The sequence below is a fragment of the Pseudoalteromonas sp. CH_XMU1449-3 genome (assembly GCF_037027245.1).
Classification (GTDB): Bacteria; Pseudomonadota; Gammaproteobacteria; order Enterobacterales; family Alteromonadaceae; genus Pseudoalteromonas; species Pseudoalteromonas shioyasakiensis.
In genome coordinates this window covers 1-19,280 of sequence record NZ_JAYMDY010000018.1, presented here as the reverse complement: position 1 = coordinate 19,280, position 19,280 = coordinate 1, and the positions used below count along the sequence as shown (strand labels likewise).

Here is a 19,280-nt window from a genome sequence, read left to right as displayed (position 1 = left end):
CAATTTGCTTAATTTAGTATGATTGCGAATTGGACTTAATCGTTCTGTGATGTTGGCAGCTCTACAAACTCTACCCAGTATTTCCCTAATGTTTGCATTAACTCAACTAAACCTTCAAAAGTAACCGGTTTAGTGATGTATGATGCAGCGCCCAAGTCGTAGCCTTTAACCATATCTTCTTCTTGTTTTGATGTGGTTAAAATCACAACCGGAATCCCCTTTAAGTTAGGGTTGGCTTTGATGGCTTGTAAAGCTTCTCGACCATCCATACGCGGCATATTTAAATCGAGTAAAATCAAGCCCGGACGAGGCGAGTTTTCTTTTTCACTAAATTTGCCTTTACGCTCAAGGTATTCAAGCAGTTCTACACCGTCTTCAACAAAAAACAGCTCGTTCAATACACGGCTTTCGGCCAATGCATCTTGGGTTAATAAACGATCATCTTCGTCGTCATCAGCCATTAAAATGGTAATTGGTTTAACTTTATTAAGTGGCATTACGCCTCTCCTTGTAATGTGAAAAGCGATGCTTCCACGGGTAATTTAATTGTGAAACTTGCACCCTCACCAACGCGACTGCTTGCGGTTATTTCTCCGCCGTGACGCTCAACAATACGGCGACAAACCGATAAACCTATGCCTGTGCCTTTATATTGAGAACGACCATGCAATCGCTGAAACGGAACAAATATTTTTTCGAGGTACTCTTCAGAAAAACCGATGCCGTTATCTGAAATAGTAATAATTTCCCATTCAACATCAGTGTTGTGATTTTCGCTGAATTCTGACGTTCGCTGGTATGTAATATCAATCACAGGCGCAACATCCTCACGCCTAAACTTCACAGCATTAGAAAGAATATTTAAGAACAATTGCAGCATTTGGCTTGGATCGGCTTGAATATGCGGTAAAGTGTCGAGATTAACCGTGGTCTCAGATTCTTTTATCGCAATTTCAAGATCATCAAGAACTTCTGCAACAACTTCATTTAAATCAGTATCAATAAAGTCTTTACCCCGGGTGGTTACACGTGAGAACTCAAGCAAGTCGTTGATTAAATTAGACATACGCTGAGCGGCATTTTTCATGCGGCTAATATAGTCGATGCCTTTTTCACCGAGTTCATCTTTAAACATCTTTTCGAGGCGGTCACTAAAAGCTTGAATCTTACGCAGTGGCTCTTGTAAATCATGACTTGCAACAAAAGCAAAGTCTTCTAACTCTCTGTTAGAGCGGCTTAACTCGTCTGAGTATATGGTTAGCTCTTGGGTACGTTCTGCAACTTTTGCCGCTAGATTCTCATTTTGGCTTTCAAGTTCAGCTCTATATTTAGCTTGGTTACGTTGGTTAATACGAGTTAATACAAACATACCTATAATCAATAAGGTACTGGTCACAGCCGTAATCGCAAATGTTAGCTTAGCTTCATTTCTAATCTCAGAAAGCTTTGCAAACTGCTCTATTTTAAAGTTCAGTTCACGCATTTGAATTTCATCAACTGCAGCGCGGATATCTTTGTATAAATCACGGCCTTGGTCTGTTAATAACAAGCGGCGAGCTTTAACGTCTTTATTTGCAAGGGCCAGATCGGTGGTTTTAGTCATCACCGCAACTTTGTCGTTTACTAAATATATTAAACGAGCAATGCGGTCTGCTTGGCCTTCAATTTCAGAATGAAGACTTTTCACAAGCATAATCTGCGCCTGCATTGAAGCGATTGCATCATTGTAAGGCAGTAAATAATCTTCTCGGTCAGTAAGTAAATAACCACGCTGACCTGACTCAGCTTGCACTACAGATAAATGCAAACGCTCAATCGCGGTGTTAAGCGAGTTGGTGTTATCAAGACTACTTTGTGTTTCGGTGAGTGAGCGAATGCTATTAAGGGCTAAAAACGCATTAGCCACCACGATACACAGCACCACGGCAATAAAGCCAGCCCAACTGACTGCTATTTTTCCTTTTTGTTTTTGCATTTGCTTCCCAGTTTTTAAGTGCTTAATCAGCTGCGTGAGTGTCGCTTATTTCCTGTAAGTGCTCACTACACTGCTGACAATTAGCTATTATTTTATTTAATGCCTCTAGTGCTTTTTGTTTTGGTATATCATTTTCTAATACGAGCTTAACTAACTCTGCATTCATTGAAATACGGTTCAGCGGCGCACGGGCATCGTGCACCATTTTTCGTAAAGACTCGTTATTATTCATAGCTATCCTTTTATTTGTATTCGCCAATGCCTCCATAAGCATTTAAACGGTTATAAAGTGTTTTAGTACTGATCCCCAGCATTTGTGCTGCAATCGTCTTATTACCTTGTACTTTATCTAAAGTAGCGTGGATCAATTCTTTTTCAACTTCTTCAATGGTTTGCCCTGCAACGACTTGGTTTGCTTGGCTCTCTTTATTCACTTTAGAAAATGGTGACTCTAATGATTCAGGTAAGGTAATAGTAGTGCCTTTAGGGTCACTCATAATAAAAGCACGGTGAATAGCGTGGCGAAGCTCACGCACGTTACCTGGCCAATCATGAGCTTCTAGCTCTTTGATTTGCGCCGCTTGCCATTTAAAGTCGGTGCCGTTTTCTTCATTAAGCTGCTCTAAAAAGGCATTGGCAAGCAGTGGAATATCTTCTTTGCGCTCACGAAGCGGTGGAATATCAATGGGGAATACCGCTAAACGAAAGTAAATATCTTCACGTATAACATTGTTTTGCGCAAGGTCGGTCAAGGTGCGGTTTGTTGCAGAAATAACACGGCAATTCACTGCTTGCTCTTTGGTACCACCCACTCGAGTTACTTTTTTGCTTTCAAGCACACGCAGTAAATTTGGCTGCATATCAATTGGCATTTCAGTTACTTCATCTAAAAATAAAGTACCACCAGCAGCTTGCTCAAACACCCCCTCTTTACGCGCAATCGCGCCTGTAAATGCGCCCTTTTCATGGCCAAAAAGCTCGCTACCAATCAGCTCTTTTGAAAATGCACCACAGTTAGTTGCCACTAGAGGACCATCACACTCAGTGGCGTTGTGAATTGCTTGCGCCACCACTTCTTTACCTGCACCACTTTCACCCATCAACATCACATTAGCAGAGGTTGCAGCGACGCGTTCAATCATAGTGTAAAGCTTTTGCATCACCTCAGATTCACCTATTAGAGTGCCGAAGTGGCGTTTAATCGCTGGCGTTGCTTTTTTCTTAGGGGCTGCTTTTTTAGGGTTAAGTACACGCTCAATGTCTTCACGTTGAAGTGGCTTAACTAGGTGGCCGACATTTGGCTCACACATTTCAGCCAACTTACCTTTTACTGAAGGGTGACCTGAAATTAACGTAACACGCGGCGATTGACCGATAGCTTTTAAGTGCTCAAGTAAATGAAGTCCGCTGCCATCTGGCAACATAAAATCTAAAAAAACATGGTCAAACGTATTGTTTTCAAACCATTGCTCAGCTTCAGCAAGGTTCGCTGCGGTATTTATATTGTGCCCTAGGAACTCAACTATATGACAAACTACATCGCTAAATTCACTGTCATCATCAACTAAAAGTACGTTCAACATATTCATTTCCTAAGCTTTTTCTACCATTCTACGCAAAGTTTTTTCGAAAATAAAACTAAACGTTAGATACCTAAATAGTTCTTAATTCCAGTTATATTACCTTATTAGTTTCGATTTAGGGTAAGTATAATGAATTAAATTCGGAAAAAAGGTTATTATGGCGAGTTCAATATTAAGCCAAGCTGTACTTGCATTAATTTAAAGTTGTAATTCTATGAAGTTATTAAGAAAAGTAATTCACCCAAGTTTAAGTAATGACTATGGAACGGTGTTCATTCGTCACACTGCCCGCGCCATTGTTTTAAAAGGTGAACAAATACTACTTTTATACACCGCCCGTTATGATGACTATAGCCTACCTGGTGGTGGCGTTGATGAAGGCGAAAGCATTAAGCAAGGGCTTCTACGAGAGTTACATGAAGAAACAGGCGCACTACAAATTAAAATAAAGCAGCCATTAGGATTATACGAAGAAGTTAGGCCTTGGTATAAAGACGACTTTGATTGTGTTCATATCAAATCTTATTGCTACTACTGTGAAATTAGCGATGAATTTACAGACCCAAAAATGGAGCATTACGAAGTGCAAAATGGCATGCACCCTAAGTGGGTGAATATTTTTGATGCCATCGCACACAACGAAACCACCATGGCAATGAGTGATAAACAGGGACTATCGATTCAGCGCGAGACCTTTTTATTAAAGCTGATTGCTGACACTCTTTAAGTTATTTTACATTACTTTACGCAACCATCAGATATTGTGGCAGTCTATACTTATAGTTAAAACCAATTATGAGAGTAAACCATGAGTAAGGTAGCCCCCCTTTCAAAGCCAACCATCCTTTTACATTGGACCGTTGCCATTTTGTTTATCGGCGTATTCGCGATGGGCATTTATGTTGCTGATTTTGCCGAGCCACCTGCTAAATTTACTTATATGGGTTGGCATAAATCAATGGGCTTAGTGGTATTAGTTTTTGCCATTGCAAGGCTTATTTGGCGTATTAAAGAAGGTGCATTACCCGCGACATCTGAAATGCCTAAATGGCAAACAGCGATAGCTCACCTCACTCATGGCTTATTATTACTTGCAACTCTAGCTATGCCGTTATCTGGTTTTATCATGAGCTATACGGGTGGTCGTGCAATTAGCTTCTTTGAGTTTGAGCTATTGAGCGCACCAGAGAAAACACCTTGGCTTGCTGATGCAGGCAGCTTTGTGCATCACAGTTCAGTGCTTATTATCGTGGTGATTTTAGCCTTACACATTGCTGCTGCACTTAAACACCAGTTTGTTGATAAAGATGGCATGTTGAGCCGCATGCTAGGTAAGTCTTAAATCAAATTTAAGCGGGCTTAGGATGAGCATAAAAGCGCCATAAGCCCACTAAATTACTTATTAAAAACACCGTTTCCATTACCACTGCTAGTGGTGAAAAAACCAAAATGTTATGGACTATCCAACCAATCGTGCCAACAATCATCAGTATGCGTAGGGTAAAATCTTTGCCTTGGAATGAAGCATAAGTTTGCAGTAACGTTGCCGACAGCGCGATAAAGCTAATCCAGCTTTGCCAAGTAAGTAGTACTGCGCTAATACTCAAAAGCATAAAAGCTATCATCACCCAGGCTTTGCGGGCAAAAATACAATAGCCATAACGTAGTGCTGCAATCAGCATTAAACATGCAGCGCTGAAGTTATCGAGCAGCATAAAGTGCACAGATGTCAGTAAAACCGAGCTAAACAAACAAGCTAAAATTGCCTGCCTTTGTTTAAACTGAAATGAAGCCAAATCGAGTAATGTGGCAATGGCAACTAAGCACTGAGATAAAATAAACATAACGACTCCTGAAAAATCAGCAGTGTAATGTTTACTGTTTTGCTACGCCTTAACTTAAGTTAAGACGCCGTCTAATTCGCGATAAAGAAATCGCAGAAACCCCTAAATACATAGCAACCTCGTTTAAACTCAGTTGTTCAAGCCAATGCGGTTTTTGTTCCAGTAAATATTGGTAACGCTGCTCAGGGGTATTGAGTAATAAAAACGCTTCTTTTGCTTCTTTAAACATTAATTGCTGACTAATTAACTGATGTTTTATTGCTTGCCAGTCGGCACTATCAAGTAAAGCCAAAGGCACCTTAATAAGCTCAGCATCACGTATCACTTTGAGCTGGTAAAGCGCTGGGGTTTTGGTTAACCAGTTACCATATAGCAGTGCAAATTCATCTTGAAAGTAGAACTCTTTACACTTTTGCGCACCTTGCGATGATGCATGTAATGCCCCAAGCACCCCAGATATAATTAAGTAACCTGCATCTTGTTCGTCACCTTGCTGCAATAAAACATCACCTTTAGCGAAACGCTTTATGGCGCATTGCCCAGCAAGCTTGTTACGAAATTCACAGGCTAGTTGATGGTAACTATCACCAAGTGGGAGTAACTGGGTATCAGTCAAGACTGCCAACCTTGCATTAGTAGTTCAGTAATTTGCTGGGCGTTTATACCTTCTCGAACCACAAAGCGCTCACCACACCAAAGCGGTGAAAAACCACTGTCGCCTTTAGCCTCTGCTTTTGCACGTAATGCCGTCATCGCAATCGACGCATACGGAAATGGCGGCGCCTGCTCTGGCATCGCCCCTAATTCTTGCATCACTCTGTTGCGTATTCCTCGGGCCGGTCGGCCAGAGAATAAGGTTGTCAATTCTGTTGAGTCTGGCTTAGCCGTTTTTAATACTTCACGATGTAAAGCACTTGTTGTCGCTTCTTCACAAAGTAAGTAAGCGCTCCCCACCTGCACTGCTACTACACCTAATGCTTGGTACTGGGCTACATCTTCTGCTGTACAAATTCCACCCGCAGCAATAACGGGAATATCAAGCTTTACACACTCTCGCACCAATTGAACAGTGGTTGGTTGCAGCGATAAATCCATTGATAAAAAATGGCCGCGGTGGCCGCCTGCTTCAATCCCTTGTGCAATAACCGCATCGGCACCATTTGCTTGTAACCAGCGCGCTTCATCTAATGTCGTGGCTGATGAAAGAACCGCTCCGCCCCACGCTTTAATCTGAGAAACAATCTCTTTACTGGGCAGGCCAAAGTGAAAGCTAACAATGGCAGGCTTATAAGGCGCGATAATATCGATCACTTGCTGATTAATTGGCTGGCGTGAAGCGTTACGGGTAAATTGTGAGGCATCGACAGCAAACTCATCGAAATAAGGCTCAAGTACATTATGCCATGCAGTTTGCTGAGCCATTGTATAGTCAGGTGTTTGATGACAAAAGAAATTAAGGTTGTAAGGCTTATCAGTATGCTGGCTAATGTAATCAAGCTCTGAGACAAGCTGCTCAGCCGAGAGCATAGCGCAAGGTAACGAGCCAAGCCCCCCAGCTTCACAAACAGCCACTGTCAGTTTGGCGTTTTGCACACCCGCCATTGGCGCTTGAATAATCGCAAGTTCGGTATTTAACACAGAATTTGTCATTACGTATTCCTTGTAAGTTTTGCAGCCTGTTGCAGTTTTTACAGAAAAAAGAGTGCCTAGCCAAGTTCAAATTAAATAAAACACAATTAAATCAAACAGCTAGAACAGCGAAAAATAGGTATTAGCCTTGCAAACCTTTTCCTACAATTTTGTAAGGAGATAATGATGACTGATACTGTAACTACAATCAATCCAGCCAATGAGCAAACCTTAAATACATATAATTTATTGTCATTGCAACAAGCACAGAGTGAAGTTGACCAATGTCATCAAGCTTTTTTAAAGTGGCGCACCACATCCCACGAGCAGCGTGCAAAATTACTCAATCAACTTGCACAAGTAATTGAATCAAACCAGCAAGAGTTGGCCCAGTTGATGACCGATGAAATGGGAAAGTTATATCAACAAGGCCTACAGGAAGTTGAGCTTTGCGCTGCAATTTGTCGCTATACCGCAGAGCAAGGGCCACAAGTGCTTGCTGATGAAAGCCGTGATATGCAAGACGGCCGTGCAATTATTAGCTACCAACCAATCGGTGTCGTTTTAGGTATCCAACCTTGGAACTTCCCGCTTTATCAAGTCATTCGCTATGCTTGTGCGAATATCATGGCGGGTAATACCACGGTGCTAAAACATGCAGGCAATGTATTTGGCATGGCTGAAAAAATTGAGCAATTATTTACTCAAGCTGGCTTTGATGACTATTGCTTTAAAAATCTACTGATTGACGGCAAAACCGCAAGCAAACTTATTGAGCACTCAGCTATTCGAGGTGTGACATTTACTGGTAGCGACGAAACAGGCAAAAAAGTTGCTGAGCTTGCAGGTAAACAGGTTAAGAAAACCGTACTTGAGCTTGGCAGTAACGATGCCTATGTTGTACTCGATGATGCTGACTTAAATACCGCGATTACCGCATGTACACAAGGGCGTTTGATCAATAACGGGCAAACCTGTGTTGCCGCAAAACGCTTTATTGTTGTTGATGCTTTATACGATGATTTTAAAGCCTTAATTAAAGAACAATTTGAACAAGTTGTTCTTGGTGATCCGAATGATGAAAAAACCACGCTCGGTCCAATGGCCCGTAAAGATCTGCGCGATAAACTTCATCAGCAAGTGACTGATTCAGTAAATGCGGGTGCGAGCATTGTTACCGGCGGTAACGTTGCTGAGCACACAGGCTTTTATTACACCCCGACTCTGCTTGAAAACATTAAACCGGGCATGCCCGCCTATGATGATGAATTATTTGGCCCTGTAGCATCGCTTATCAGGGCAAAAGATAATGATGAGGCTATGCAAATTGCTAATGACTCTCGCTATGGTCTTGGTGGCGGTATTTTCTCAAAAGACGAACAAGCAGCCATTGAGCTTGCAAAGCACCATTTTGATACCGGCATGGTGAATATTAATGGCTATGGTCTTGCTCAGCCGAACTTACCATTTGGTGGTGTAAAAGACAGTGGCTATGGCCGTGAACACGGCGGCTTTGGGCTACGTGAATTTGTTAATATCAAAACCATTATGATCAACGACTAACCACAAAAAAGGGCTCATTAGAGCCCTTTCTTATATCTAATTGTCCACCCTGAATAAGGTTCTCACTTTTCAAACATGGGCACTTGCTGCTTAGACGCTGATGGCATTTTTAACTCATCCACTGCTTTTTCTTTATCAATCTGCTCTTGTTGTTTTTGATTGTCAGAATCGGGGTTATAAACAAGTTCAGTAAGTAGTGCAAAATGATCTGAGCCATATTTTGCCAAACGCTCAATACGCTTAACGCTAAACTCATTACTATGAAAAAGGTGATCAAGCGGCCAGCGCACAAAGAAATAACTGGCATGAAACGTATTAAAAAAGCCGCGACCTTTGCGTGGGTCTAACAAACCGCTAATACGCATGAACAAGCGGGTGCTCCGCGACCAAGCAACATCATTTAGATCTCCTGCAACAATACAAGGTCGCTGTCTGTTTTTAAGTGCTTTAGCTAAGATTATCAGCTCAGTATCACGCGGTCGTGAACTGTCTTCTTCTGTGGGACTCGGAGGAGCAGGATGAATAAAGTGCCCTTGTACTTCTACGCCATCTGCATCTTCAAACAAAATATGAATTGAGGGGATATCGCTTTCTATAAGCTCACAAACTTTCTGTTGTTTGATTTTAAACTTGCTGTACAAGTGCATGCCATAGCGATTATCTTTTGGGCAGTACACTCGATATGGGTACTCTTGTTCTAAACTGCTCAGTTCATTTTGCCAAGTTTGATCAGACTCTAACGTAATGAGTAAATCAGGTTGGTGCGTTTTAACTAAGCCAATGAGTTTGTCATATTCGGTGTTCGACATCAGTACATTTGCCGACATAATACGAATACTGTGCTTATCGGACTTATTACTTGAGGCAACTTCTTTGTTAGCGAGCCTTGTGTAAGGGTAAATCCAGCCAACTTGCAATAACAGCACTAGGATACTAGCCAAAGCGCAACCAATATAAAGCATTGATCCCGTACGACTGATTAAATAGCTTGCAACAATTAAGCTCCCACAAGCAAGGTAAACCACTTGCAAGCGTACAAAGTCACAACTGCGAATTAAATAATGTTGGGAATATGAAAATGGCAAGATTGAGACCACTAGCAGCATGGCCAATAGTGAACTCAATCCATAAGTCATGATCGATTCAAGCAAAATTAGCGACTCAAAATAGAAATAATTTCTCGGGTATCTTCCACTAAACGCACGACAGTATCGTCGACTTGAATTGAAATTAGACCATCTCTGTCTCGTGATTTAATCACTTTGCCACGGCGGTAAATATCACGGTCAAGAATATCGCCTCTACGTAATTTTTTTTGCCAACCAGGTGGTAAATCACCACCATTATCAAGTTTCTTTTCTAGGCCAGGTGGCAGGCTTTTACCTTTGTCCTTATCCTTGTCTTTATCTTTTGCAAGTGCGCCAGCCGTCACTAAGCTCAAACCTATTACTGCAACTGTTAACAATGCTTTCATACGAGTGCTCCTTTTGTTAGTCCCAGTTAAGCGTAGCAAGTTTTTCTGAACTGGGTATGAAAGCAGCTAAAAAAAGCCGCTAAGCGGCTTTTGACAGGATTAACGATGGCGAGTAACAATTGATAAAATCTCTCGCGTATCGTGTACTAGATGAATAAGACGGTCGTCGATTTCGATGGCAATAATACCATTTCGGTCGCGACGTTTAATCACTCGCCCATGACGATATATATCACGGTCAAGAATATCACCATGATGATAACGCTTATACCAACCTGGTGGTAAGCCACCACCATGCCCTACTTTTTTGTATAAACCAGGTGGTAAATCACGGTAACTGTAACGGCCGTATCTATCATAACGATCATGTCTGTCATGATGGTGATGTTTGTGGTGTTTTTTATGCTTTTTATGCTTTTTACGTTCGTGCTTATGTTCGTATCTATCATGGTCACGATCATGTTTCGCGTTTGCTTCCATAGGCATCAAACTCAAACCTAAAACGGCAACTGAGATAGTAAGTAATTTATTCATAATAGAGACCCTTAACGTTTGCTCTTGATAAAAAGCCTAACGTTTTAGCCTGAATCATAGATGAAGGGTTACAATTTAAAAACGCAACTGTTTACATATCAACACATTAGAAAGCTAACCTTTACATTTCTTTAAACTTCTTTGGCACTATTTACGAAAAATCGAGTCTGAGTTACAGTTCCGTTTGGGGCGTTTGTCGTTATATTTGCAACATAAACAAACGCTTCCTCACTACATAATAAGGATAATTTATGAATCTACTAAAATGGTGTTTGGTCATTAGCATTACTGCACTAACGGGCTGTAGTGCCATGATGAGCCAATATGGCAATCAAAAAACGCAATCAAGTTCATTGGTTGAGTATCTTTACCCAGACCAGCAAGACAGAGCAGCCCATCAAGCAACGATCCCAACTTTGAACTTACCTGCTACTGTAGGGATTGCCTTTATTCCTAACAAGTACAATGATGGCTTACACCACGGAGACGAAGTGGCACTGCTGAACAAAGTTAAAAAGCAGTTTATGCAATATGACTATATTGACCGCATTGAAGTGATCCCAAGCACATATTTAAAAGGCGGCGAAGGGTTTACCACATTAGAACAAGTATCACGATTATATGATGTGGATATTATGGCGCTTGTTTCGTACGACCAAGTATCGCAAAGCTTAGAAAATAACGCCGCTTTTTTATATCTAACGATTGTGGGTTTATATGTGATTCCGGGCAATGAAAACTCAGTACAAACCTTTGTAGATACCGCCGTATTTGATGTAAAAAGCCGAAAAATGCTGTTTCGCGCTCCAGGTATACATAAAGCAGAGCAACGCAGCACAGCGATTGGCATCAATGAAGTCGCTAAAGAGCAGTCGCTGGAAAGCTTTAATGGTGCCGTTGATGACATGATCACGAATCTCGATGCGGAATTGGCGCAATTTAAAACCCGCGTTAAAGAAGAAAAAGTAGCTAATGTCACGCACAGAAATGGTACTGGCGGCAGTAGCTTATTTTGGTTAGTTGCAGTACTGGCAGGTTTTGCCGTACATCGCCGTAGCGCATAACAGACAAAGTTATTAATCGCGAAAGCTTTTACCCATCCTAAAAAGCAGTTACCCTTTGGTTTTTGTTGTACCTAACCAAAGGGTTTTCATGAAGTTGTCGATACTCTCAGTGCTTGTGAGCACCTCATTATTTAACCATCAAGCTTTCGCTAATAATGAGCTAGAACATATTACAACGACCGCCTCGCGCAACGAAGTGTTGGCAGATCCATTGCCTGTTGTGGTCAGCAGTATTTCACAAAAGCAACTAGCCCTAATCGCTCCTACCCATATTGAACAAGTCCTTAAGCAAGTGGCCGGTGCTAATCTTCAACACGGTAACGGCCAAGAGTATTTACCCGCTCTACGTTCGCCTGTACTTTCTGGTGCTGGTGCCTGCGGTGGCTTACTTACCGCTGAAGATGGTATTCCACTTCGCGCAGCTGGTTTTTGCAACATCAATGAATTATTCGAAGCCCACACAGAAATGGCTGAACGTATCGAAGTACTGAAAGGCCCGGGCTCTGCCCTTTATGGTTCAAATGCAGTGCATGGTGTAGTCAACGTGATCACGCCAGATACGACCTATGACCACAACCAACTTGGTTTTGATTACGGCTCGTTTGGCTACACTCGCTACAAACTTGGTACGGGGCGTGACTTTGGCCAGCAAGGTTTAGGCATTAATGCCACGATCACCCGAGATACGGGTTATCGTGATGACGAAAGTGTTGATCAAGAAAAGCTCTCGCTACGTCACCGTTTTGATGGCGAAAAACTAAGTGTAAGTACAGGCCTGACTTACACCCATTTAGATCAGCAAACAGCTGGCTACATCGAGGGCTTTGAAAGCTATAAGGATGAGCAAATAGCTCAGTCTAATTTTGATCCTGATGCATTTCGTAAAGCCCGATCTTTGCGTGTTTGGTCAAAGCTAAATTGGGCACAAGATGAGACTAACAGCTTTACCCTAACGCCTTATATCCGCGATCAAAACATGACCTTCTTTAAGCACTTTTTACCGGGTACTCCCCTTGAAGAAAATGCTCAGCAAGGTGTTGGCCTTCAATCAAGCTGGCAGCATAAGCTAACAGGTTCTAGCCTGTTAACCGTTGGCTTTGATGGTGAGCTTACAGATGCTGACTTTTTACAATATCAAGACAGCCCCACTCAAGGCTCAGCGTTTTTAGTCGCCACCGTGCCTCAAGGTAAACATTACGACTATCAAGTAACTAGCACCCTATTAGCACCATTTGTGAACCTTGATTGGCAACTTGATGAGTTACTTATCAGCCTTGGTGGCCGATACGAGCGTATGCGATATGACTACAACAACCATATGTTGGCTGGCCGCACAAAAGAAGATGGTACTCCATGCGCAATGGGTGGATGTCGCTATTCTCGACCAGAAAGCGGTGTAAATCGTTTTACTAACTTTTCGCCTAAGCTTGGTTTAAGCTATCAATATGCTAAAAACCAGTTTATCTACGCCAATGCTTCAGAAGGTTATCGAGCACCGCAAGCGGCAGAGCTTTATCAGTTACAACGCGAACAAAATGTCGCAGATCTGAAATCTGAAACAGCTAAAAACCTAGAGCTTGGTTTAAAAGGTCAACAAGCACAGCTGCATTATGTAGTTAGCATTTATGCAATGAATAAAAAGAACACAATTTTCCGCGACAGTGATTTTTATTACGTCAATGATGGCCAAACCCAGCATCGTGGTGTTGAGCTTGAGTTAGCTTATGCCATTACGCCAAGCTTATCGATGCAGTTAGCCGCGAGTCACGCCAAGCATACATACAGTTATGACCAGTTACTCAGCGGAGTTAATATCAATGGTAATCTCATTGATACTGCACCACGTAACATCGCTAACTTACAGCTACTTTGGCAAGCAAACGACATCACGCGTGTTGGTCTTGAGCTACATACCACCAGCAGCTACTTTACTGACCCTGAAAACCAGCATAGTTACCAAGGCCACTCATTAGTAAATTTAAGAGCGGCGTGGCAGCTATCAGCTAACTTTACTGTGACTGCACGAATAAACAATTTAACCGACGAGCGTTATGCAGAGCGCGCTGACTACACTACATTTAGTGGCGACCGCTACTTTCCGGGTAGACCGCGCAACGCCATGTTATCAGCAAGTTATCAGTTTTAAATAACCGCATTTTTTGGTGAGCTATCTCATAGTTCACCCACGCTGTTTAGTGTTTTGGTATGATAAATGTACCTCTTGCTATTACTCCTAAACAGCGTGACATCTTCTCAAAATCTAATTCGTAACCTTCTTTTAGTGCTGGGCATTTTTCTTATTGCAGCCAGTTTGCGAGCCCCTATCACTGGTATTGCGCCGGTACTTGAACAGATCATTGATCAGTTTAAGTTAAATGCATCACAAGCAGGCATGTTGACGACTTTACCTTTAATTGCATTTGCTGTTGCTTCACCCATGGCAGCAAGCCTTGCTAAAAAATGCGGCCTTGAAGTATCACTGTTTATTGCCCTTGTATTAATTGGCATAGGGGTTGTCTCTCGTGTTATTGATTCTGCCACAGTACTATTTATTGGCACCGCTGTAATTGGTGTCGGTATCGCGATTGGTAATGTGTTATTACCAAGCTTGATAAAACGTGACTTTCCACACAAAGTCGCTGTAATGACGTCCAGTTATGTTTTGGCAATGGGCATTTTTGGTGGCAGCTATTCAGCACTCATCATTCCGCTAGCTGAGTATAAAGACCTTGGTTGGCAATTGGCACTTACCAGTTATGCCTTATTGGTTGTGCTGGCAATTGTGGTGTGGTTGCCACAACTTAAGCAACATACCATGCCAAAACAGGCATCCGTTTCAAACAGTACGCAAAGCAAAATTTGGCACTCTACACTTGCTTGGCAAATCACCTTATTGCTCGGCTTTAACTCGTTTTTCACTTATATCATGCTAGGTTGGCTACCCAGCATTTTAATAGAAGGCGGCCATAGTGCGCAGCACGCGGGTGCTTTACAAGGCGCCTTTCAAGTAGCCTCAGCGCTACCAGGTATTGTGCTTATTCCACTACTTGCCAAATTAAAAGATCAACGCATCTTAACGCTAAGCTTAGCGTTACTTGGTGCGCTTTGTTCTGTTGGATTATTAGTTGCGCCTAGTTTTGCGATGCTTTGGTCAGTCACCTTAGGTTTTTGCTCAGGTGCCTGTTTTATATTGGGCTTATCATTTGTAAGCCTGCGCACTCATGACTCAATGCAAGCTGCGGCGTTATCGGGTATGGCGCAATGTATCGGGTATTTATTGGCTGCAACAGGCCCTATTATTGCGGGCGCCTTACATAGTTATTTTAATAACTGGGCGGGAGCACTTTGGCTGTGTATTGCATCTAGCCTATTGTGTGCTTTATTTGGTTACTTAAGTGGCCGAAATATCACCATCGGCCAACAATAAATATGAAACCGCGGCTATTTAGGTGCGGTTTCAAAGGCGCTCATATTACTAAGGTTATCGAGCCAAGGTTTATGTGAGCGATACCAAATATGCGCTTTAGGGATAAGCTTATCAGCTTGCTCTATAGCGCCAATACGTAAGCCATAAATACGCTCGCCTGCACCTACAGAAGTCGCATACAAGGCCGTACCACAGTTACCACAAAACCCTTGCGCACGCTGGTTACCACTTTCGGCAATTTTTATATATTCTTTTGGCTCAGCACCTGTAAAGGTAACCCCATCTGGTACAGACACCACAACCGTACGAAAAGGCGCACCTGAGATAATTTGGCAGTCAGTGCAGTGACAGTTAATCACTTTATTTTCGTCAACTTCTGCGTAGTAAGTTACCTCACCACAATGACAACGACCGGTAACCTTCATATTAAACTCCTTGTTGAGGTGGCTGCTCTTTTACTGGATAGTGATTGGCATGTTTTAAGCTTTGTAAATCATTAAAACGTACTCCATGCTGGGCCATAATAAGGCGTATTTTTTTGCTAATCAATTGCCTAATGTAAAAGGGCTGGTTCGGCACAAAATGATGGATTGTATGGGTTCGGCCAAAATCAAAACAAAATAACTGAAACGGTAAAAACCAACGGCTGGTGATCACATGCGTTTGCTCAAGCAAGTTATTTACACCGCCATAATAATGCATTGAAGATGTCACTAAGTTAAGAGACGTTGAGCGAATGATATTAGGCACAATAAGTACCACCATTAAAAACTCAGCTCCCGCCAGTAACTCAGCTCCCCACGGCGGCAATGTAAATGGCTGTACAAACTGCACTGCGTAATAAGCAATTACCCCATAAAGAATCGCAAAATACGCGGTTGCAAACGGAAAGCCTGCATTAAACACCCGTAAAAACTTAAAGCCGCTAATTTCTTTACTAAATCGCTTGGTATTGATTAATAAACCTAGCAGACCATCAGTAATGACCAAGCCCCTCAAAAATGGCGATTTAATGCCATTGCCCACTAAACGCTCTTCTAAATCTTGTGAGGTGCCGGATACTTTATGGTGATGTAAGTGAATCTTTCTGCGATACCAAGGATTCACCGTATTCGGCCGCATAAGCCACACGGTTAACATCATAAAGTTATGTATAAAAGGGTGATTACTAAAATACTGCTTATGGATAAGGTCATGCTCAAGCTCATGCGATACCGAGGTAATAAAGGCAGCCAGAATGATGCAAAGCCACGAGGGAATAACCGCTAAGTAATAAAGAGTCGCAACGCCAATCAGTGAAAACAACGACACGAGTAGAATAACCATCGCAATGGCGTTTTGCTGGTTAAGAATAGGGTAATGCGCTCTAAGCGATTGCTCTTCGACCTTAATGGCTGTAACAATCGCCTTTATGTTTTGCTTTGCGGTTAATTCTGACATCACAAGGTTTGCTAACTGATTGATGTCAAAATCATACCGTAATTAACTACTGCTCTCGAGAGAATTGCGTTAAAAATGGCACTACATCATTTGCTGGCAATGGTTTAGAAAAGTAATAGCCTTGTATATAGTCACAACCGGCTTCGCTTAGCACAGCCAATTGCTCGCGCTCTTCAACTCCTTCTGCAACGACTTTAATACCTAATACACGACTCATTTGAATAATCGATTTAACCAGCGCTTCGTCGCCTAAATCAACATGTACTTCATCAATAAATGACTTATCAAGTTTAAGTACATCAACCGGAAAACGACGCAAGTAGCTAAGAGACGAATAACCCGTACCAAAATCATCTAACGAAATTAAACACCCAGCTTGCTTCAACTGCTTTAACACATCGAGATGATTCGTATTTTCTGGCGCTAAAACACTCTCAGTTAATTCAAATGAAATTTGTGATGGTTTAACCCCTTGCCCTTTAATAATCTCAAGCCATGCATTACGTTCAGGGTTAAACTCAGTAAATTCAAATAAAGAACGGTTCACATTAAAAACAAAGTTTTCATAACCTTGTGCTTCTAACGCCTTTATTTGCTGGCAGGTTTTAATCAATACAAGTTCACCGAGGGGAATAATCACCCGCGACTCTTCTGCTAACGGAATAAACTCAGCAGGTGATACCCATTGCCCTTGGTTGTTCCATCGCACTAAACTTTCGAATTTAGCGACCGTATTATTTTCAATATCAATAATAGGTTGAAAATACACTTCTATGTCGTTGTTCTTTACGGCTTGTGTAAGCTGCTCAACCAGTAAGTTGTGCTTTTTAACCTTGTTATCCATCTCTTTGCAGAAAAACAGATATTCATCGCCTGTTTGTTTTGCATTCAAGGTAGCAAGCTCAGCTTGGCGAACTAAACGACGAGCAATTTTTTCGATTTTTTCTTGTGAGCTAGCAGCGCTAGTTTGCTCAAATCGACTAATGCCCAGCGTAACTGACACCTGCTGACTAATGCCGCCAATAGAAACGGGCTCAACAAGTAACGCGGTAATTTGTTTACAAACATGCTCAAGTTCACTGACATGCTGATAAGTTTGTAAAATAGCAAAACTATCACCATCGATACGCGAAAAAGCAGACTCTTTAAAGCTTTCATCGAGGCGCTCTGAAAGCTCGCATAAAACCTTATCGCCAAAGGTTAAACCGTAAACGGTGTTGATATCTTGAAACTTATCAACATCAAAGTAGATAACGGCTAAGTTAGTATTCTCATCATCTTGATAAGACAAAGATGACAGCAACTGGCATAAGTACTCTTTGAAGTAAAAACGATTGGTCAAACCGGTGAGTTGATCGTGGTTTGCGTGAAAATAAATTTTCTGCTCGGCTTCTTTTTTCTCGGTGATATCCAAAATAAACGCCACATAGCAATCTTCACCATTATTTTGCATTTTGGTTATCGATAAAAATTGCGTGTACAACTTACCTTGTTTGGTTTTATTGGTGATTTCACCAGACCATTTTCCCTCAGTATTAATTTGGTGCCACATTGCTTTATAAAAATGCGGATCATACTTGTTTGAGCTTAAAATTTTTGGATTTTGCCCTAAGACTTCATCCAACGAATAACCCGTCATTTTAGTAAATGCGGTATTCGCGTAGGTAATATGTACATTGTGGTCGCAAATAAAAATCGCTTCGTGACTTTGCTCAATCAATTGGTTTGAGAAATCTAATTTAGCAATAAAACGGTCTTTTTCGATTTCACGCTGGATAAGACCAGTAAATAACGAGAAAAAAGATTCAATTTGCATCGCATCATTTATTTCATGCTGAAATAGCGCTACAAGAATAGTATCGGTTTTACCCGAAATACTTTGTAAAGGCACACCCACATAAGCTTCGATACCCATATCAACAAGTAGCTGATCATTAGGGAATAACTGCTGAACTCCTGCATTGTAACTTGAGATGCTGCCACAGCTCACATCATTACAAGGCGTACAGCGGATATCGTAGCTGATGTTTTCAACAATTTCGTCATGCGCACACAAAGCTATAGTCGTTGCATGCAAAGTTGACTCATCGACTTGAGCTAAAAAAACATGAGAAGCACCAAGCACTTCTGATAAAGACAGGCATATTGCATTATAAAAGTTCTCACTTTTAAGATTTGAAATACTTTCAACAATACGCTTTAAGTCGTATGTACCCACGCTATGCTACCCTATCGATATTGTGCACTAAGTGATTGACTTCACTTATAGTTCAGACCGCAAATTGTATTATAAGATGTATTCAAACACCATCGTACTCTAGTCTTAAATGATTAATTTTCAACCAAATAAGCACACATTTTTCGGGGTTATTTGTAGACTAAGCATAGTTCGAACTTGACCGCTTATAAATAGAACAAAAGTTGCTTTAATAGAGCCTGAATTGGTACTTAGATTTGAGTTATAGGTGCTAGGCTCTGGGTGCTAGGTTCTAGGCTCTGGGTGCTAGGCGCTAGGCGCTAGGCAAAATGTACCCGTAGGAATGGCTTTAGCCATGAATTATGTTTTTCAGCATTGCTGGTTCGGTTTTCTTGGTTCGGCAGTAAACTACCTTATATGGACTCCTCCTATTGCACAATACCCTTCGTTAATTTTGTCAGACTGCGTACTTATATGCGGGCTCATAATGAGGAGCTACCTCGGCCCTTTGATGTATTCGCGCCCTTGTGCCTCTTCTCCTACTCGGTGT

General features: G+C 41.7%; 19 protein-coding genes. 6 read left to right on the top strand and 13 right to left on the bottom strand.

All coding sequences use genetic code 11. The features are described from left to right. Positions 1–35 precede the first annotated feature (35 nt). The 4 genes from WA256_RS17670 to WA256_RS17655 are packed head-to-tail and all read right to left on the bottom strand — an operon-like array spanning position 36 to position 3,558. Positions 36–497 (bottom strand): response regulator, encoded by a 462-nt coding sequence (locus tag WA256_RS17670; protein ID WP_062566100.1) that lies wholly within the window; start codon positions 495–497, stop codon positions 36–38. After that, positions 497–1,975 carry a sensor histidine kinase gene (locus tag WA256_RS17665; protein WP_335992762.1) on the bottom strand — a complete coding sequence of 493 codons (1,479 nt, stop codon included), beginning with the start codon at positions 1,973–1,975 and terminating at the stop codon, positions 497–499. Before WA256_RS17665 ends, WA256_RS17670 begins: the two co-directional genes overlap by 1 nt. A 22-nt stretch (positions 1,976–1,997) precedes the next feature. Beyond that, a complete protein-coding gene (locus WA256_RS17660) occupies positions 1,998–2,207 on the bottom strand; it encodes a histidine kinase (RefSeq protein ID WP_335992761.1) in 210 nt (69 codons plus the stop codon). Between the two features lie 10 nt (positions 2,208–2,217). Beyond that, the gene (locus WA256_RS17655) at positions 2,218–3,558 is read right to left on the bottom strand and encodes a sigma-54-dependent transcriptional regulator (RefSeq protein WP_063529440.1); all 1,341 of its coding nucleotides are present in this window, start codon (positions 3,556–3,558) and stop codon (positions 2,218–2,220) included. Positions 3,559–3,772: 214 nt separating this feature from the next. Here WA256_RS17655 and WA256_RS17650 point away from each other — a divergent pair, with 214 nt between their 5' ends. Together WA256_RS17650 and WA256_RS17645 are read left to right on the top strand one after the other, a co-directional pair. Continuing rightward, on the top strand, positions 3,773–4,285 hold the full coding sequence (locus WA256_RS17650) for an NUDIX hydrolase (protein WP_335992760.1): 513 nt from the start codon (positions 3,773–3,775) through the stop codon (positions 4,283–4,285). A gap of 81 nt (positions 4,286–4,366) precedes the next feature. After that, on the top strand, positions 4,367–4,900 hold the full coding sequence (locus WA256_RS17645) for a cytochrome b (protein WP_335992759.1): 534 nt from the start codon (positions 4,367–4,369) through the stop codon (positions 4,898–4,900). 7 nt (positions 4,901–4,907) lie between these two features. On the opposite strand, the gene WA256_RS17640 is transcribed toward WA256_RS17645, so the two are convergent. From WA256_RS17640 to WA256_RS17630, 3 genes are read right to left on the bottom strand one after another with little or no spacing between them, the layout of a single operon-like run. Continuing rightward, positions 4,908–5,402 carry a YgjV family protein gene (locus WA256_RS17640; RefSeq protein WP_335992758.1) on the bottom strand — a complete coding sequence of 165 codons (495 nt, stop codon included), beginning with the start codon at positions 5,400–5,402 and terminating at the stop codon, positions 4,908–4,910. A 49-nt stretch (positions 5,403–5,451) separates the two neighbouring features. Then, complete coding sequence (locus tag WA256_RS17635) at positions 5,452–6,018, bottom strand: Crp/Fnr family transcriptional regulator (protein WP_335992757.1); 567 nt, start codon at positions 6,016–6,018, stop codon at positions 5,452–5,454. Continuing rightward, positions 6,015–7,052, bottom strand: a complete 1,038-nt coding sequence (locus WA256_RS17630) for an NAD(P)H-dependent flavin oxidoreductase (protein WP_062566108.1) — start codon at positions 7,050–7,052, stop codon at positions 6,015–6,017. The genes WA256_RS17635 and WA256_RS17630 overlap by 4 nt, the downstream gene beginning before the upstream one ends. A 165-nt stretch (positions 7,053–7,217) precedes the next feature. On the opposite strand from WA256_RS17630, the gene WA256_RS17625 reads away from it, so the two are divergent. Continuing rightward, the gene (locus WA256_RS17625) at positions 7,218–8,594 is read left to right on the top strand and encodes an NAD-dependent succinate-semialdehyde dehydrogenase (protein ID WP_062566109.1); all 1,377 of its coding nucleotides are present in this window, start codon (positions 7,218–7,220) and stop codon (positions 8,592–8,594) included. Positions 8,595–8,656: 62 nt separating this feature from the next. On the opposite strand, the gene WA256_RS17620 is transcribed toward WA256_RS17625, so the two are convergent. The 3 genes from WA256_RS17620 to WA256_RS17610 all read right to left on the bottom strand — a co-directional run bounded on the left by WA256_RS17620 (position 8,657) and on the right by WA256_RS17610 (position 10,602). After that, positions 8,657–9,730, bottom strand: a complete 1,074-nt coding sequence (locus WA256_RS17620) for an endonuclease/exonuclease/phosphatase family protein (protein ID WP_335992756.1) — start codon at positions 9,728–9,730, stop codon at positions 8,657–8,659. A 17-nt stretch (positions 9,731–9,747) separates the two neighbouring features. Continuing rightward, positions 9,748–10,068: a hypothetical protein gene (locus tag WA256_RS17615; RefSeq protein ID WP_335992755.1), complete on the bottom strand. Its 321-nt coding sequence runs from the start codon at positions 10,066–10,068 to the stop codon at positions 9,748–9,750. Positions 10,069–10,167: 99 nt separating this feature from the next. Continuing rightward, positions 10,168–10,602 carry a hypothetical protein gene (locus tag WA256_RS17610; RefSeq protein ID WP_335992754.1) on the bottom strand — a complete coding sequence of 145 codons (435 nt, stop codon included), beginning with the start codon at positions 10,600–10,602 and terminating at the stop codon, positions 10,168–10,170. A gap of 251 nt (positions 10,603–10,853) precedes the next feature. On the opposite strand from WA256_RS17610, the gene rhlP reads away from it, so the two are divergent. From rhlP to WA256_RS17595, 3 genes are all read left to right on the top strand, one after another. Then, positions 10,854–11,666 carry a rhombotarget lipoprotein gene (gene rhlP, locus WA256_RS17605; RefSeq protein WP_335992753.1) on the top strand — a complete coding sequence of 271 codons (813 nt, stop codon included), beginning with the start codon at positions 10,854–10,856 and terminating at the stop codon, positions 11,664–11,666. 88 nt (positions 11,667–11,754) lie between these two features. Next, a complete protein-coding gene (locus WA256_RS17600) occupies positions 11,755–13,812 on the top strand; it encodes a TonB-dependent receptor (protein WP_063528826.1) in 2,058 nt (685 codons plus the stop codon). A 66-nt stretch (positions 13,813–13,878) separates the two neighbouring features. Beyond that, positions 13,879–15,093, top strand: coding sequence for an MFS transporter (locus WA256_RS17595; protein WP_269407654.1), 1,215 nt, complete (start codon positions 13,879–13,881; stop codon positions 15,091–15,093). A 14-nt stretch (positions 15,094–15,107) separates the two neighbouring features. On the opposite strand, the gene WA256_RS17590 is transcribed toward WA256_RS17595, so the two are convergent. Genes WA256_RS17590 through WA256_RS17580 form a run of 3 tightly spaced genes read right to left on the bottom strand, consistent with a single transcriptional unit; the run spans position 15,108 to position 18,751 of the window. Continuing rightward, positions 15,108–15,518 carry a GFA family protein gene (locus tag WA256_RS17590; RefSeq protein ID WP_063528032.1) on the bottom strand — a complete coding sequence of 137 codons (411 nt, stop codon included), beginning with the start codon at positions 15,516–15,518 and terminating at the stop codon, positions 15,108–15,110. Position 15,519: 1 nt separating this feature from the next. Next, positions 15,520–16,533 (bottom strand): fatty acid desaturase, encoded by a 1,014-nt coding sequence (locus tag WA256_RS17585; protein WP_063528825.1) that lies wholly within the window; start codon positions 16,531–16,533, stop codon positions 15,520–15,522. A 46-nt stretch (positions 16,534–16,579) separates the two neighbouring features. Next, a complete protein-coding gene (locus tag WA256_RS17580; RefSeq protein WP_269407653.1) occupies positions 16,580–18,751 on the bottom strand; it encodes a putative bifunctional diguanylate cyclase/phosphodiesterase in 2,172 nt (723 codons plus the stop codon). Positions 18,752–19,280: the final 529 nt, after the last annotated feature.

Coding starts and splice junctions, on each gene's coding strand:
- WA256_RS17670 (WP_062566100.1), bottom strand. CDS start 497: ATGCCACTTAATAAAGTTAAACCAATTACCATTTTAATGGCTGATGAC.
- WA256_RS17665 (WP_335992762.1), bottom strand. CDS start 1,975: ATGCAAAAACAAAAAGGAAAAATAGCAGTCAGTTGGGCTGGCTTTATT.
- WA256_RS17660 (WP_335992761.1), bottom strand. CDS start 2,207: ATGAATAATAACGAGTCTTTACGAAAAATGGTGCACGATGCCCGTGCG.
- WA256_RS17655 (WP_063529440.1), bottom strand. CDS start 3,558: ATGTTGAACGTACTTTTAGTTGATGATGACAGTGAATTTAGCGATGTA.
- WA256_RS17650 (WP_335992760.1), top strand. CDS start 3,773: ATGAAGTTATTAAGAAAAGTAATTCACCCAAGTTTAAGTAATGACTAT.
- WA256_RS17645 (WP_335992759.1), top strand. CDS start 4,367: ATGAGTAAGGTAGCCCCCCTTTCAAAGCCAACCATCCTTTTACATTGG.
- WA256_RS17640 (WP_335992758.1), bottom strand. CDS start 5,402: ATGTTTATTTTATCTCAGTGCTTAGTTGCCATTGCCACATTACTCGAT.
- WA256_RS17630 (WP_062566108.1), bottom strand. CDS start 7,052: ATGACAAATTCTGTGTTAAATACCGAACTTGCGATTATTCAAGCGCCA.
- WA256_RS17625 (WP_062566109.1), top strand. CDS start 7,218: ATGACTGATACTGTAACTACAATCAATCCAGCCAATGAGCAAACCTTA.
- WA256_RS17620 (WP_335992756.1), bottom strand. CDS start 9,730: ATGACTTATGGATTGAGTTCACTATTGGCCATGCTGCTAGTGGTCTCA.
- WA256_RS17615 (WP_335992755.1), bottom strand. CDS start 10,068: ATGAAAGCATTGTTAACAGTTGCAGTAATAGGTTTGAGCTTAGTGACG.
- WA256_RS17610 (WP_335992754.1), bottom strand. CDS start 10,602: ATGAATAAATTACTTACTATCTCAGTTGCCGTTTTAGGTTTGAGTTTG.
- rhlP (WP_335992753.1), top strand. CDS start 10,854: ATGAATCTACTAAAATGGTGTTTGGTCATTAGCATTACTGCACTAACG.
- WA256_RS17600 (WP_063528826.1), top strand. CDS start 11,755: ATGAAGTTGTCGATACTCTCAGTGCTTGTGAGCACCTCATTATTTAAC.
- WA256_RS17595 (WP_269407654.1), top strand. CDS start 13,879: ATGTACCTCTTGCTATTACTCCTAAACAGCGTGACATCTTCTCAAAAT.
- WA256_RS17590 (WP_063528032.1), bottom strand. CDS start 15,518: ATGAAGGTTACCGGTCGTTGTCATTGTGGTGAGGTAACTTACTACGCA.
- WA256_RS17585 (WP_063528825.1), bottom strand. CDS start 16,533: ATGTCAGAATTAACCGCAAAGCAAAACATAAAGGCGATTGTTACAGCC.